A 15,000-nucleotide genomic window follows, 5' to 3' on the forward strand; every position below is an offset into this window, starting at 1 on the left:
ATTAAAAGATTTGTACAATGAAAACGATAATTATACTGTGGGTAGGGGCATCAATGGCAGCATGCCTTTCATGTTCCGACTTCCTGGATGTGAAACCGACCAACTCGGGCGATTCCCAAAGCTCCATACAAACGGCCGCCGATGCCCAGGTAATAATCAATGGGCTGATGCGGTCTATGACCAGCTCGGATTATTATGGCCGGAATTTTATCATGTATGGCGATGCAAAGGGTGGAGACCTGACCATTGCGTCCCAGGGCCGCGGACTGGATCCGCTGTACACCTTCAATCATACGGTAACTGCCAATAGTTATTCCGGTTTCTGGACCCAGCTGTATGAAAGCATTTTACAGGTAAATAACCTGCTGGAAAACATAGACAGGCTGGAGCAGGAAGGGACAACGGACGACTTCAGTACATACAAAGGGCTGGCGCTCACCGCCCGGGCCCTGATTTACTTTGATTTGGTTCGCCTATATGGTAAGGCATATACCGATGACCCGGCGTCATACGGCGTTCCCAACATAACGGCCACACTGGAAGCCGCTGCCCAGCCACTCCGGGCAACGGTTGCGGAAAACTATACGCAGATACTGGCTGACTTGATTGCTGCGGCACCCTTGCTTCCTAAAACCCCAACCAATGGCTATTTAAACTATTACGCCAATAAAGCGTTACAGGCGCGGGTAAATCTGTATATGGGCGATCACGCAGCGGCATTAAGTGCTGCGGAGGAAATCATCAACGACAAGGTGTATACACTATATGAAAACGAGGCGTGGACAGGCTCATGGAAAACGCCATTCGGCACTGAATCCATATTTGAATTGGGTATCTTCCCGAACGAGGGCGATTTAGGCAGTGCATCGCTGGGCTTTTACCTGCGGCGCCTGGCACACGGCGCGCCCACGGCTGCCGGCTGGTTCATGGCCAGCGATTACTTTCTTGAGCGCCTGGGGGAAGATCAGGACGATGTGCGCTGGGGGGTAATGGACCAGGATGAATCGGAAACCCCGCGTCTAGGTTCATGTTATAAATATAGTGGCAGTGTTGCACTGGAAGGCGACGGGAAGTCAACCAACACCGCAGTGAATATCAAGGTCATCCGGCTCTCTGAAGTATATCTCATCGCGGCTGAGGCCGCCCTGCCCACCGATCCGGGGCTTGCGGCCAGCTACCTCAACGCCATCCGGAAACGGTCGCCAAACCTGTCACCGGCTACCGCGGCAACGATCACCCTGGACATGATTCTCGATGAGCGGAGCAAGGAACTGTTTGCCGAAGGCCACCGGTTTTTTGACATGATCCGGTTAAACCGGTCGATCACATTCAACGATGACTTTGGTGGAATAACGGTTCCTCACAGGGAAAAAACGATTGACAGAAGTTTTTACAAGACGGTTTTACCTATTTCACAGGACGAAATCAACGCCAACCCGGGGATTGAAGCGCAGCAGAATCCGGGATATTCGGGCCAGTAAGCATACAGGAATCGCGCCATACAGTCGTTGAATAGCAGCAATCAATTGCTTGGCGCGATTCCTGTATTTTCTTTTCCGAACGCCTCATGTAACGACTGCTACGGAATCCGGGTCGTTATTCGGGCGCCTGCGTTTCCGCCACTTCAAGTGCCTTGGTAGTCACGTAGTACTTGGCCAGCATGTTGGGCACTTCCCAATCAGGCAGGGTACCTGACTTCAGAAAGGACAGGTATTTTTCGGTGACCTGTGCAAAATGCGCCTCATGGGAGGTCACCAGCGCGGAGTCAATTCCAATGCGATACAGGCCATCAGGCAAACGTTCGAACGTCAGTCCCGGATAGGTAGCACCGAGTCGGTTCATCGCGTCACCGAGTGCCGACTCGAAAGAAGCTACATCCCGTTCTTCGGTAGGCTGGACGTAGAGCACTGGCTTATACGATTCTGCTTTCCCCTGCTTGATGATCAGGTTGGCATACCGGCCGCGCATAATGGAATAATGGGTATCACCGGCACCTTCCGGGGCCTCAAAATTCCAGACAACTGATACCCGGGCATGGATACCCCGGATCCTGTAATTAATTTCACCATTGGCAAAAACAGCCAGGTTGCCATTGCTGTCCAAGGCATCATGCAGGTATTCCGGGAAATCGGAGATTTGTGTTGACCGGGTAAACTGTGCCGGCGTAACAATAGCCGGCCACCGTTTGGCATTAATTACCTCGATATCCCGATCATAATGGATTACTTCCTCCGGAAAACTCTCCCATTGCACCAGGTCGACCAAATGCGTGGTAATATCCACGAGCCCCTCCCCTTGTTGCCGGGTATCGTAAAACCACGCCGGCCGGATCAGCGGTTTGCCCGACACTTCCTTGAAAAAATGATGTACACTTTCCTTGGTTATCGCAGGGTGCCCGGCATCTCCGGCGACAAGCCCCCCAAAGAATTCAGGCAACTGCGAAAGCTCTTTTTGCAGTATGGTATTAATTTCATACCGTTCTGTCATGATGTCGTATAACACCACGTGGTTTTCCCGGGCTTGTGCAAATGCAGCCTCCAGCCGGGGGAAATCGGCATGGCGGATAATCATCGGCTTATCTGCCAGCACATTTAAGCCCGCTGCCACAGCCTGGCCGATGTAATCCATCTTGTGCTGGTTATTCCCTGACAGAACGACTACGTTCCCCTTTCGTTCGCTCAGCATCTTCTCCATGAAATCTGGTCCGGAATACACGACTTCTTTCCAGTGTGTAGGGTGGTCGGGCCGGGAGTTGTATTGTGTTATCAGTGCCAGGTGAGCCTCCAGTTCAGGTCCATCCGGAGCGTACACATACGCGGTGTCACTCACACCGGGGTACGCCGACTTTTGCACCAGCGATGCGTGGAAATGCCCCGGAGCAACCGTCACCAGTTTAATCGTTCCCTGTGTTTGACCTGCATGCTGGTTGTTGCCGCAGGCGGCGAGACCCATAATCAGGATCAGGCATATTGGCGTATTTGTTTTCATAAAAAAGGTATCAGTGGTTAATTTCAATAACGAAATCAATCACGTCCGGTAAACAGTGACCAGCGGCAGGTTACCAGACGTAATTCTTAAATTGTTCCCCCGGCGTAGCGGACAGGTCGATTAAATAACCGTTGATTACCGCGTAGGCAGGGACATTGTCCCTGGCGAGGAAGAAATTGGCTGCCGTTCCCAGGTTCGGGCCTGATGGAACAGGTGTCCGCGTGTTGAAAACGATCAGCGGTAGGCTGTGATGGCGGTCTTCCGGCAAATTCGTCACCCGGACCGCATAATACCCCTGCCGCAGCAGGTTCATCGCCTGCTCCGTTGACACTTGTTCAATGCTGTTAAATGCCGTTGGATAAACCCTACCCGGCATAAAGTGGTAGCCTTCGGCATCCAGTTCAGTATAGCCGAATTGTTCTTTCAGGTCGCCCACATCCGTTATCCGGGATTGCACATGGTACGTGCGGTAGTCGCCGGGATCCGTTACCTCATTCCGTACGACGGACAGGTCCACCCGGTAATTCAGGGAATCGTGGGCGGCACCCACATTCCGGATCAGCAGATCGGAAAGTTGCGAGGCACTGAAAGGTAGGGCCTCATATTCGGCTCTGTCGTATTGCATATAACTTTCCTGGGCAATCTCCATCAACGCATTCAGGATAACAATAAAATTAAGCTTCCGGATAACTTGCTTTTCGGGATCACCCGGATAACCGCCTGATTCGATCAGGACGGTACTTGCACCCCAGGTCTGGAAATTATCACCAAAAGCACGGGGCGAATAGGTATCGTCATATTTGGCCACGCCGTTCGGAATATAGCCCTGCAGGATCCGGTTAATGCTGGCCGCAATTTTCATGGCATTACCGCGTACCTCATTTACCTCCCGTTCCTCATTATACGCGGGCGCCAGCAGGGCAACAGTTACCGGATTGGATGTTCCCGGCACGTTATAGTAAATATTCATGTCGTGCAGGTTGAAGGCGAAATCCGGTTTGACGGTCTCGGCAGCTTCTATCAGGATCTTCCCTTCTACCGTCTCACCGGCCCTGGCGTCACGGTTAATATCCACGTCCATTGCATTTCGCCGGGTATACACGTCCGCACCATCTGGGTTGAGCATGGGAATGAAATAAATGCTGGTCTGTTCACGCAACAGCGTACGGATACTATCCAGACCATCATTTTCTGCCTCCAAAAAATTAAACAAGTCCATCAGCGCCATGGTTGCCGTAGGTTCATTGCCGTGCATCTGCGACCAAAGCATGATCTTTTTCGGACCACTTCCGTATGTTAGCTGGTAAATTGGCTTTTTCAGTACGGAAACCCCCAGCTGGGTCACTTCAAATGCGTCCCCGCCCTTTCGTTTCAGAATTAACGGTTCGATATCGGCGTGCTTAAACCGGCGATTGGTGATGGTGGGTTCGCGATACGTTTCAAAGGCATTGGCCAGCATTGCCGTATCAGGCACATAAACGTCTTTTCCGGAGAACCAGTTGCCCTGACAAGCGGAGGACAACAATACCATAGCGAATAAATAAATGAATGGTTTCATATCTTAGGTATTTAACGATCAGCGTTCACACGGCCAATTGGTACAACTGACGATTCATCCGTTTAGCCTGCTCGGAATTCCTGCAAGCTGCTTTCCTGTATTCAACGAAGAATATTTTCCAGTACCTGCAATGTTCCCTGGCCGGCATCCATGCGAACCCGCGCCCCGATTGGCAGGATAAACTGCTCATCAATATGCCCAATCCGTGCTCCCTGATATGCCGGTATTCCCAACGGCTTAACGTAATCGTTTAGTACCTGATCCAGGGTAAGGGAATTTCTTGGGTTTTTCGCTTGGCAGTCCGAACACTTACCAAAAATCAGCCCTTTAATCTTGGATAACGCGCCCGTTAGCGCCAGCTGGCTGAACATCCGGTCGATCCGGTACGGTTCTTCACCGATATCCTCCAGAAAGAGCAGGCTATTCTCGAAATCAGGGAAATACCGGGAACCGGCAATACCGGCCAGTACCGTAAGATTTCCCCCCAGGAGCCGGCCCTCAGCCGAGCCGGAAGAAATCGGACGGAATTCCTTTTTGTCTGTAGCATACACCGGCGGCTTCCCTTCAAAAAACAGCTGCGTAAACTGGTTGTTGACCATGGATGTCCAAACGCTATTAGCCACCGCCCCATGGAACGTAATCAGTCCCGTCTGCGTATAAATAGCCTGATGAAAAGCTGTAATATCGCTGTAGCCCATAAAAATTTTAGGATTCCGTGCGATCAAGCCATAATCCAGCCGGCTGAGCAGTCGGGCCGCACCCGACCCGCCGCGGAGGCAAACGATGGCTTTGACTTCCGGGTCGCTGAACATGCGGTGTATGTCGGCTATCCGTTCTTCATCCGTACCGGCCAGATACCCGTATTTTTTACCTACATGCTGCCCCCATTTGACGCGAAGTCCGAGTGCAGCAAAATTAGCTTCGGCAATCGCATAGCCTTTGTCGTCGACCAATGGCGATGACGGAGTAATGATCCCGACGGTATCCCCCTTTTTTATTCGCCTGGGATAAATGGCAGCCCGTTGTCCGGCGAGTGAATCACTTACCGCTCCAAAAGCCGGCAATGTATTTCCCAGGGCCATTGAGGCAATTCCTGTGCTACCTATTTTCAAGAATGTACGTTTGTCCATTACAGTCAGTATATCATGATCGGTTAAATACCAGCCGTTTTCCGGAGCTTCCCTCAAGAAGCTCGCCGTCACGGTAAACCAGGTTCCCCGATACCAGCGTGTGGGTGATGGTTGATTTAAAGGTATGTCCCTCAAATGGCGACCATCCGCATTTAGCAAGCATGTTGGCTTTCGTGACCGTATATGGTTTGTTTAAATCCACCAAAACCAAGTCAGCCCAATACCCCTCTCTTACAAACCCGCGGTTATTGACCTGAAAACAGATCGCCGTATTGTGTGCGGTTTTCTGCACCAGCTCTTCCAGTGTCAGCTCTCCATTGTGATGAAGGTCGAGCAATGCCTGCAGCGCATGTTGCACGAGCGGTCCGCCGGATGGCGCCTGTAGATAAGGCTGCGACTTTTCGTCAAGCGTATGTGGCGCATGATCCGTGGCGATAACATCAATATGGCCATCCCGTACCGCTGCAAGGATTCCACGGCGGTCTTCTGCGGTTTTCACGGCCGGATTCCATTTAATGAAGTTGCCCTTCCCGGCGTAGTCCGCATCGCTGAACCAAAGGTGATGTATACAGGCTTCTGCTGTAATGCGTTTCGCTTCCAATGGGATGGAAGCATCAAACAATAGGGCTTCCCGTGCCGTTGAAATATGCAGGATATGCAGGCGGGAGCCGTGTTTCTTAGCCAGTTCAACCGCACGCGACGACGAGATAAAACACGCTTCCGATGAGCGGATTAATGGATGCATATCCGGTGTCAGTGCATCGCCGTAAATTGCCTTGAATTTTGCGAGGTTCTGCCGAATTGTCGCTTCATCTTCGCAGTGGGTGGCAATCAGCATAGGTGCCTGCGCAAATATCCGCTCCAGGGTATATTCGTCATCCACCAGCATATTACCGGTAGATGATCCCATGAACACCTTAATCCCGCATACCGTGCGTGGATCGGTGCGGAGCACTTCGTCCAGGTTATCGTTAGCGGCGCCCATGTAAAACGAGTAGTTCGCGAGCGAGCGCTGGGCTGCAATATCAAATTTCTCCTGCAACAGGGCCTGTGTAAGCGTATTGGGAACAGTGTTGGGCATTTCCATGAACGAGGTAGTCCCCCCCGCTACTGCCGCCCGACTCTCGTGCCAGATATCAGCCTTGTGCGTAAGACCGGGTTCACGGAAATGCACCTGGTCATCGATCAGACCGGGTAACAGGTATTGTCCCTCCGCATCGATCTCGATTTCCGCCCGCTCGGTAAGCTGCGGTGCAATCTTTTGGATGATCCCGTCCCGGATGTATAGGTCGGCAACGAAAATCTGTCCTTCATTGACAATGGTGGCGACTTTAATAAGTATAGCAGGCATACCTTTTTACTTTTATCGTGGTGCCGTATGTAGCATTTAGGATTATTTCAGGAAGGCAACAGCCCACCCGTAGGCAAAGATACATAAATCGAATGCCATCTGTCAACACGGGGCAGCTAAACTTTAACTTGGCCACGGCAGCCCAAAACCTCCCGGTTATCCGTTTGACGTACTGTCTACGGGCAGGTTATTGGACGTGCTGTCCACAGGTAGCTCATTGTCCGTACTATCCACGGGTAACTCATGGTCCGTGCTGTCTACAGGCAGCTCATGATCCGTTGAGTCTGAAGGCAACTCATTGCCCGGGTCCTCACCTTCTTTATAAATCAGCCGCGCCACACCGTCAACACATTTCACCCCAATCGGTTCCGGCGCCATGGCACAGTCTGAGTTGTTACCCCCCCACTTATTGTTAAACTTGGTCTCCAGTTCCGTATACAGTGCTACCCTGCTTAAGAAGTGTTCCGTATCGATCTTATTGGAATATGCAACATAACCACTCGGTCCCCCGCAGGGTTTACGCCCGATTGCCGTATAGGCCCACTGGGTGGAATCCGTACAGGATTCCTTTTTGGAAAGCCCGTCGATTTCCGCATACAATTGCTTAAGTATCTTTGCATCAGCGCCTTTCTCATCATATTCAGGTGATTCACAGGAAAAGCACACGAATAGCAGGGCCATTCCTGCCATATAATGTAACGTACTCATAAGTATAATTTTAACTGTAATCTGTTTGTATCTGTTAAGCCTATATGCAAAATTCAGACCACAGGGGCTAAAATGGCAGTAAAAAATACAATTCCACGGTACAGGCCAAAAAAAGGCGCGCGGAAATCGAAATTTCCGCGCGCCTCGCTATGCGATTAAAATGGGATTACATTGGTAAATTAGCCATAAACTGCACATTCACCGACCCCAGGTTAAGCCCAACCATAAACGAGGGCATGGCCTGTGCAAAAACCCACGCATTATGCTGCCGGTAAACGTATCCCCTACGGTAGGGGTCATAGTACGTGCGATAGGCTGGGAAATACACGTATTCTGACCGATGGTAAAACCGGGAGCCGTAGTACCAGGCGTCGTGGTCACGGTAGCGTTTGCCCCGTTGTTTGACATATTTCCGGTAAGCCTTATCGCGTTCCCGATAATACTCACGGTATGAATTACCCCGGTGGCCTTCGTATTCGCGAACCCGGTAATGTCCACCGTTTGCATAATGGTGCCCACCCCGTTCATGCCGGTATTTCGGATGTTCTTTTCCATTACCCCGGCCATGGCCGCGCCCACGCTGCGCGTAAGCATCGCTGAAACTCATTATTCCGAATACAATCGCAACAACATAAATGACTAACTTTTTCATGGCTCTGCGTTTTACGTTACTCCTAATTTATTCCTTGACTCCTTTTGTGGATTGGACTACTAAAAGTGTGCCGAGGTTTAATGGAATAAATGTCCTATGGAATAATGGAGGTATCGCAGGGCGATATCGCCCGGGTTAATTCTTCAGCAATCGCTGTATCTCATCCAGTTTCATCAACGCCTCAACGGGGGTTAATGTATTGACGTCAAGATTATTGAGCATATCCCGTATTTTAACGAGAATAGGGTCGTCAATGGAGAACATCTGCAACTGATAGGCCTGCTTCTGGATTTTTTTCATGCTGTCCTTAATCTGCTCCCCTCCGGTACGCTCCTGTTCCAGACGCTTGAGGATATCTGTGGCACGCTGCAACAATTTGGGGGGCATTCCTGCCAGTTTAGCCACATGGATACCGAAGCTATGCTCACTTCCCCCCGGAACCAGCTTGCGGAGAAAAATCACCTTATTATTTACTTCCTTGACTGATACATTGAAATTTTTGATCCGGGAAAATGAATTGGTTAATTCATTCAGTTCGTGATAATGTGTGGCAAAGAGTGTCTTCGCCCGGGCTACAGGGTGACTATGCAGGAACTCCGCAATGGCCCATGCGATGGAAATACCGTCATACGTGCTGGTACCGCGTCCAATCTCATCGAGCAGGATCAGGCTCCGCGGCGAAAGGTTATTCATGATGCTTGCCGTCTCGTTCATTTCCACCATAAACGTGGACTCACCCGACGAGAGATTATCGGATGCCCCCACCCGCGTGAATATCTTATCAACCAGTCCAATCCGTGCCGCAGTTGCGGGAACAAAGCTTCCCATCTGGGCCATTAGTACGATAAGCGCGGTCTGCCGGAGCAGTGCCGATTTACCTGCCATGTTCGGACCGGTAATAATGATAATCTGCTGCGTCTCGGTGTCAAGAAACACGTCATTGGTAATATAATCTTCCCCGGCCGGAAGCTGTTGTTCAATTACCGGATGGCGGCCGCCTTTGATATCAATGGCATCACTTTCACTTATTTCGGGTTTGATGTAGTAATTTTTTTCGGCGATTACCGCAAAATTGAGCAGTACATCGAGGCGGGCAACCAGCTGCGCGTCGCATTGCACGGGTTTTATATAGGCCGCAACAGCAGCCAGCAACTCGGCATATAAACGGGTTTCAATCGCCTGGATTTTTTCTTCGGCCCCGAGAATCTGTTCCTCGTATTCCTTCAGCTCTTCGGTAATGTACCGCTCGGCATTGACCAGTGTCTGTTTCCGGATCCAACTGGCAGGTACTTTATCTTTGTGCGCATTGGTTACCTCAAGGTAGTAACCAAACACGTTGTTGAAGGCAATTTTCAGCGAGGGAATACCCGTCACCTCCGCTTCCCTTTTCTGGATTTCGAGCAGGTAATCTTTACCTCCGTAGGCAACTTTACGCAGCTTATCAAGGGTTTCATCAACGCCATCGGCAATCACATTCCCCTTATTTACCTGTACCGGTGGTTCGGACTGGAGCTGTGCCTCCATCCGGTCGCGGATAGGCTGGCACGGATCCAGCTGCGCGGCAATGGCCTGCAGGGCCGGGGTGCCGGCCGTGGCGGTCAGTGCTTTCAGCTTTTCAACAGCATGCAGCGCACGCTTAAGCTGAATGACTTCCCTTGGATTGGCCTTCAGCAGGCCGATCTTACTGATCAGCCGCTCCAGGTCACCGATCTGCCTGATTTCACTTACCAGTGCCTCCCGGAGGTCTTTGTTGGCGTATAAATAATCCACGACCTCCAGCCGTTCGCTAATGGCCTTCTTTTCTTTTAATGGCATTACCATCCAGCGCTTGAGTAACCGGGCGCCCATCGGCGAAGCAGTTTGGTCAAGCACATCGGCTAACGTAACGGCATTTTCGTTGGCCGAGCCCACCAATTCCAGGTTCCGGATGGTAAAACGGTCGAGCCACATGTAATGATCTTCCTCAATCCGGGAGATACTGGAAATATGCTGCAGATCCCGGTGTTCGGTTTCATTGAGGTAATGCAGGGCAACACCCGCAGCCACGATACCAAGAGACAACCGGTCGATGCCGAATCCTTTCAGCGACTGCACTTCGAAATGCTTGTGCAGTGCCTCTTCGGCATAGCTACCTGTATAAGGCCACTCGTCCAGGGTATAGGTATAAAACTGATTACCGAAATGCTCGACAAAAAGCCTGTGTTGCCGCTTGCCCATAATAACCTCGGTCGGCTTTAGCCCCTGCAGCAGCTTGTCGATATAAGCTGCATTTCCCTGTGCCACCAGAAACTCACCGGTAGAAATATCAAGAAAAGAAATACCGATCAGGTTTTTATCGAAAAAAATGGAGGCCAGGTAGTTATTGGCCTTTTGCTGCACAATATTATCACTGTAGGAAACCCCGGGTGTAACCAATTCCGTTACGCCACGCTTCACAATAGTTTTAGTGGTCTTGGGGTCCTCCAGCTGATCGCAGATGGCAACACGCTGCCCGGCCCGGACAAGCTTGGGCAGGTATGTTTCCAGGGAATGGTGCGGGAAACCGGCAAGTGCCGTTTCGGACTCGCTGCCATTACCCCGTTTGGTCAGCACAATACCGAGTATCCGGGCTGCTTTTATTGCGTCTTCACCAAAAGTCTCGTAAAAATCGCCTACGCGGAACAACAGCAGGGCACCGGGATATTTCACCTTAATGCTGTTGTACTGCTGCATCAAAGGGGTTTCTTTTTTCTTTGCTGATTTTGCCAAAATAGACGTCGTTTTACTCCTGCGTGGCCGTAAAAATAGAACAATTGGCGGGATTTGGCAATGGATAATTGTGAATCGGTCGGTTGCCTGCTGCCAACTATTCCGTATATTCGTTTTAATTATGGCAGCCAAACTAAGCCGAAAAAAGCGCGTTAAACGTCGGAGACTTCCATTTTCCACCGTCCGGAACAGGTACCTGCGGTGGGGCCTGCGTATCGTGGTGGGGTTTTTCATGCTTACCGTGGTCTGGGTGCTGGCCCTCCGTTTTGTTAACCCGCCCGTTACCTGGCTGATGGTGCAACGGGGTTTTGAACGCCAGGGCGAGGGCAAAACATGGAAAATCACCAAGGACTGGCTGGCTTACGATGCCCTTTCGGACAACCTCAAACGGGCGGCGATGGCGGGCGAAGATGCCCGGTTTACGGAACATTGGGGATTCGATCGCGAGGCTATCGTAGATGCCTACCAGCGCAATAAGACAGGCGGTAAGCTTCGGGGAGGCAGTACCATTAGCCAACAGACGGCAAAAAACGTCTTTCTCTGGCCAGGGCGTTCCTGGGTTCGAAAGGGATTCGAAACGTACTTCACCCTTCTTATCGAGCTGCTGTGGAGTAAAAAACGGATCCTCGAGGTCTACCTCAATGTGGTGGAAACCGGCGACGGCCTGTACGGCGCGGAGGCTGCTGCACAATATTATTATGGAAAGTCGGCGAAAAGCCTGACGAAGCGCCAGGCAGCTTTATTGATTGCGGTTTTACCCAACCCCCGGCGCTGGTCGCCTGTAAAACCCACGGCGTTCATCAACCGGAAAGCGAATACCATTGTCCGGTACATGGGACACAGCCGAATACCGTAGGGCCGGATAGCGGCAGTCGGTTACAAAAACACGTTAGCGTGCCAGCTCTCGCGAAGCGGTACCTCCCAATGCGTTTCCAGTTCGGGGTAGGTTCCGACCAGGTTGTTGAATACGATGGTTTCATCCGTTACATGCCCCTCGGCGATAAGCTGTTCAAATGCAGTCCGGGGTACGGCCTGTATCCCCTCGGCATCGCGGTACGCTACCTGCATACGGTCGAATAACTGAAGTCCGGTCTCCGACTCAATCGCCTTGAGCAGATGCACCGATTTATCAATAGAACATCCCGTGGGGGGTGCTACTTCATCATCAACCATGACAATGATAAAACGGTCGTAGCGGATTTCCGTTTTTGCGGCCAGCGACTTGCCGTGGGCCTTCCATTGTGCGGTAAACTCATCCAGCCGGCTTTGAATCAATCCTTTTTCATTTTCCTGCAGCGGCCTGTTTGCCTGATATATCCATATTCGTTGCATACCCTGTAAGCTAAGCTAGTGATTTTTATCGGTTAAGTCCCGTAATAGGGTGATATCATGAGGTAAACAATGACCCCTGTTGCCGCCACATACAGCCACAGCGGAAAGGTGATCCTGGCCAGCTTCCGGTGCCGTTCAAAATTACCGCTCAGTGCCCGTACAAAAGTCACCAGCACGAATGGTATGATGACGATGGATAGCAGGATGTGGGTAATGAGAATGAAGAAATACACATACCGGATCGTACCCTCACCACCGTAAGTCGTAGATTCGGCGGTCATATGATACGCCACATACATCATTAGAAAAGCGACTGAACAGCCGATACAGATCTTTACCAATCGCTCGTGCAGCTTCCTTTTCCCATTGCGGATCGCCACCACGGCGCATACCAGCAAAACGGCAGTAATGCCGTTAATGGTTGCGTAAATGGGCGGTAAAAACGTTAAAGGCTGGACATCATATCCCAGTTTCCGCAGGTTGACACCGAATAAGAGTGCCACTACCAACGGGATAACAATGGAAAGAATGACAATCCATTTATTGTATTTCTTTTCTACGGTCTGCTGTGTCATGAGGTGAAGTCGCTTCGCTAAGCACAAAGATAACAAGAACAGGGACTAAAGGGAAAAGAACGGAGTTTAATGACAAGAAGATGAGAGTCGCGCATGAGCGGACCTTCCGATGGTTTAAAGCGGGCTCCGCTCCCGAATTTCCTGTACCAGCAGCAGTTTAATTTCATCGACGAGCCGGTCGACTTCCTTCCGCTCATTGGCATCATAGTAGCCCCGGATACGCCGGTGGGTATCTACCAGAATCAGGGATGGACTATGGAGAAACAGGGCCTCCCCCCGGGTGGTGTCCTGAACGGCATCCACCAGAAATCCTTCGCGGGCTATGCGATATACATCATCCTGACCTGCGGTAAGAAAATCCCATTTTTTGGTTTGCGGTGTGTATTTCGCCGCGTAAGCCTGTAACACATCGGGCGAGTCAAAGGCCGTGTCAACCGAAAGTGTGTAGAAACGGACCAGGCCGTTTGCCGAAAAACGCTCGGCCACACGGTTCAGCTCGTCATTCATGTGGTTACAATCCGCAGGGCACCGCGTGTAGAAGAAATTAACCACCGACAGGCATGTATCTGAAGCAAGTACCTGCACCGGCTCGCCAAGCTGGTTGGTGAGGGTGAACGGCGAAACCTGATGGAACAGGGTATCGGGTATTTGTTCGCCCATACGGTTAGTAAACGTACCCGTTAATGTCTTCTCCCCATATATCGGCAGCTTCGTATACCGGTTTTCACCTTTCTGCTTCAGCAGATAATATAAAAATCCTGGCAGTAATAAGATACCTGCCAGGATTGCTATTTTTTTCAAACCAAAGGTTTTTCTGGTTCCCTCCATTACGTGCTCGGCCAAAAGGAGAACGGGTTGAAATGGGATTTCATATATGCCCCTTCCGTCAACATTAATACGATCAGGTAAACGACAAAGATAAGTACCACGGTCGTTGACATGATGAATCCAAATGTTTCAAATTTCAGGTGCATAAAATAAGCTACAATGTAATACGCCTTAAGCAGCGTTAATAAGATATAGACAACATTAACTGCCAGTCCTTTGGCGATAATGCCGCCGTGTACCAATACCAGCGCGATAAAGAATTCCAGTGCAGTGATTGCAAGCAAGTAGAAGAATACACGCCATATCTTTCCTTTGGTCATCCCTTCGTGATGCGCCACATCTTCGTGTCCTGCCGTATTATCCTGGTGATTAGAAGCCATAATTGCTAATTTTTAATGCGATTAAACCAAATAAAAGAATGTAAATACAAATACCCATACCAGGTCGACAAAGTGCCAGTAGAGGCCTACTTTTTCAATCATCAGATAAGTACCACGACGCTCAAACGTGTTCGCCAGCGTCATGCCCAGCACAATGATGTTCAGGAGAATACCCACGGAAACGTGAAACCCGTGAAATCCGGTGATCGTAAAAAACAGGTTAGCAAACTGCTGTGCGGAAACTTCCGAGATGCCGTTTGTGAAATACGGTGCCAGTGTCTCTGCCGGTGAAACACCTTCCTGATAAGGGATACTTCCCCACCAGAAACCCTGATGATGCAAGTGTGTCCATTCCAACGCCTGGCAGCCAACGAACATTAACCCACCGATAATGGTGGCAATCATCCAGCCAACCACTTCCTTTTTGGCATTGCGGTGTCCTGCTTCCACAGCCAGTACCATCGTCACCGAGCTCATAATCAGGATAAAGGTCATGATCCCCACAAACACCAGCGGGTAACCACTGTCCGCAATAAACGGAACCGATTGAAACACTTTATCCGGGTCAGGCCAGGTCAGGTGGGCGAACCGCTGTGTGCCATAATAAACCAGGAACGAGGAGAAAGTGAAGGCGTCTGAGACCAGGAAAAACCACATCATGATTTTACCATACTCCACGTCGAAAGGCGACCTTCCTCCGCTCCACCTTCCGGTTTTCACTTTATCCAATTGCGATACAGTAGTGCTCAT

14 protein-coding genes are annotated in these 15,000 nt (G+C 50.6%); 2 read left to right on the forward strand and 12 right to left on the reverse strand.

Annotation, left to right across the window (positions count from 1 at the left end):
• The first annotated feature begins 17 nt into the window (after positions 1-17).
• Positions 18-1,481, forward strand: coding sequence for a RagB/SusD family nutrient uptake outer membrane protein (locus NEV57_RS10710; RefSeq protein ID WP_257658317.1), 1,464 nt, complete (start codon positions 18-20; stop codon positions 1,479-1,481).
• A gap of 115 nt (positions 1,482-1,596) precedes the next feature.
• Here the strand turns inward: NEV57_RS10710 and NEV57_RS10715 are convergent, their stop codons facing one another.
• The 7 genes from NEV57_RS10715 to mutS all read right to left on the reverse strand — a co-directional run bounded on the left by NEV57_RS10715 (position 1,597) and on the right by mutS (position 11,135).
• A complete protein-coding gene (locus NEV57_RS10715) occupies positions 1,597-2,988 on the reverse strand; it encodes a putative oxidoreductase C-terminal domain-containing protein (RefSeq protein ID WP_257658318.1) in 1,392 nt (463 codons plus the stop codon).
• A 70-nt stretch (positions 2,989-3,058) separates the two neighbouring features.
• Positions 3,059-4,546, reverse strand: a complete 1,488-nt coding sequence (locus tag NEV57_RS10720; protein ID WP_257658319.1) for a M14 family zinc carboxypeptidase — start codon at positions 4,544-4,546, stop codon at positions 3,059-3,061.
• 101 nt (positions 4,547-4,647) lie between these two features.
• Positions 4,648-5,676, reverse strand: coding sequence for a S66 peptidase family protein (locus tag NEV57_RS10725; RefSeq protein WP_257658320.1), 1,029 nt, complete (start codon positions 5,674-5,676; stop codon positions 4,648-4,650).
• A 13-nt stretch (positions 5,677-5,689) separates the two neighbouring features.
• Positions 5,690-7,027 (reverse strand): dihydroorotase, encoded by a 1,338-nt coding sequence (locus NEV57_RS10730; RefSeq protein WP_257658321.1) that lies wholly within the window; start codon positions 7,025-7,027, stop codon positions 5,690-5,692.
• A gap of 156 nt (positions 7,028-7,183) precedes the next feature.
• Entirely contained in the window at positions 7,184-7,735 is a 552-nt protein-coding gene (locus tag NEV57_RS10735; protein ID WP_257658322.1) for a hypothetical protein, read from the reverse strand.
• Between the two features lie 166 nt (positions 7,736-7,901).
• A complete protein-coding gene (locus tag NEV57_RS10740) occupies positions 7,902-8,387 on the reverse strand; it encodes a hypothetical protein (RefSeq protein WP_257658323.1) in 486 nt (161 codons plus the stop codon).
• A 135-nt stretch (positions 8,388-8,522) separates the two neighbouring features.
• Positions 8,523-11,135, reverse strand: a complete 2,613-nt coding sequence (gene mutS, locus NEV57_RS10745; protein WP_257658324.1) for a DNA mismatch repair protein MutS — start codon at positions 11,133-11,135, stop codon at positions 8,523-8,525.
• A 121-nt stretch (positions 11,136-11,256) separates the two neighbouring features.
• Between mutS and mtgA the strand changes: the two genes are divergently transcribed.
• Positions 11,257-11,991, forward strand: a complete 735-nt coding sequence (mtgA, locus tag NEV57_RS10750) for a monofunctional biosynthetic peptidoglycan transglycosylase (RefSeq protein WP_257658325.1) — start codon at positions 11,257-11,259, stop codon at positions 11,989-11,991.
• Positions 11,992-12,011: 20 nt separating this feature from the next.
• Here the strand turns inward: mtgA and NEV57_RS10755 are convergent, their stop codons facing one another.
• From NEV57_RS10755 to NEV57_RS10775, 5 genes are all read right to left on the reverse strand, one after another.
• The gene (locus NEV57_RS10755) at positions 12,012-12,467 is read right to left on the reverse strand and encodes an ABC transporter ATPase (protein ID WP_257658326.1); all 456 of its coding nucleotides are present in this window, start codon (positions 12,465-12,467) and stop codon (positions 12,012-12,014) included.
• Between the two features lie 32 nt (positions 12,468-12,499).
• Positions 12,500-13,042: a DUF420 domain-containing protein gene (locus tag NEV57_RS10760; RefSeq protein ID WP_257658327.1), complete on the reverse strand. Its 543-nt coding sequence runs from the start codon at positions 13,040-13,042 to the stop codon at positions 12,500-12,502.
• Positions 13,043-13,156: 114 nt separating this feature from the next.
• Positions 13,157-13,843 (reverse strand): SCO family protein, encoded by a 687-nt coding sequence (locus NEV57_RS10765; protein ID WP_257658328.1) that lies wholly within the window; start codon positions 13,841-13,843, stop codon positions 13,157-13,159.
• 26 nt (positions 13,844-13,869) lie between these two features.
• Positions 13,870-14,250, reverse strand: a complete 381-nt coding sequence (locus tag NEV57_RS10770) for a cytochrome C oxidase subunit IV family protein (RefSeq protein WP_257658329.1) — start codon at positions 14,248-14,250, stop codon at positions 13,870-13,872.
• 21 nt (positions 14,251-14,271) lie between these two features.
• A complete protein-coding gene (locus NEV57_RS10775; RefSeq protein WP_257658330.1) occupies positions 14,272-15,000 on the reverse strand; it encodes a cytochrome c oxidase subunit 3 in 729 nt (242 codons plus the stop codon).

The organism is Parapedobacter lycopersici, assembly GCF_024643285.1.
Lineage (GTDB): Bacteria > Bacteroidota > Bacteroidia > Sphingobacteriales > Sphingobacteriaceae > Parapedobacter > Parapedobacter lycopersici.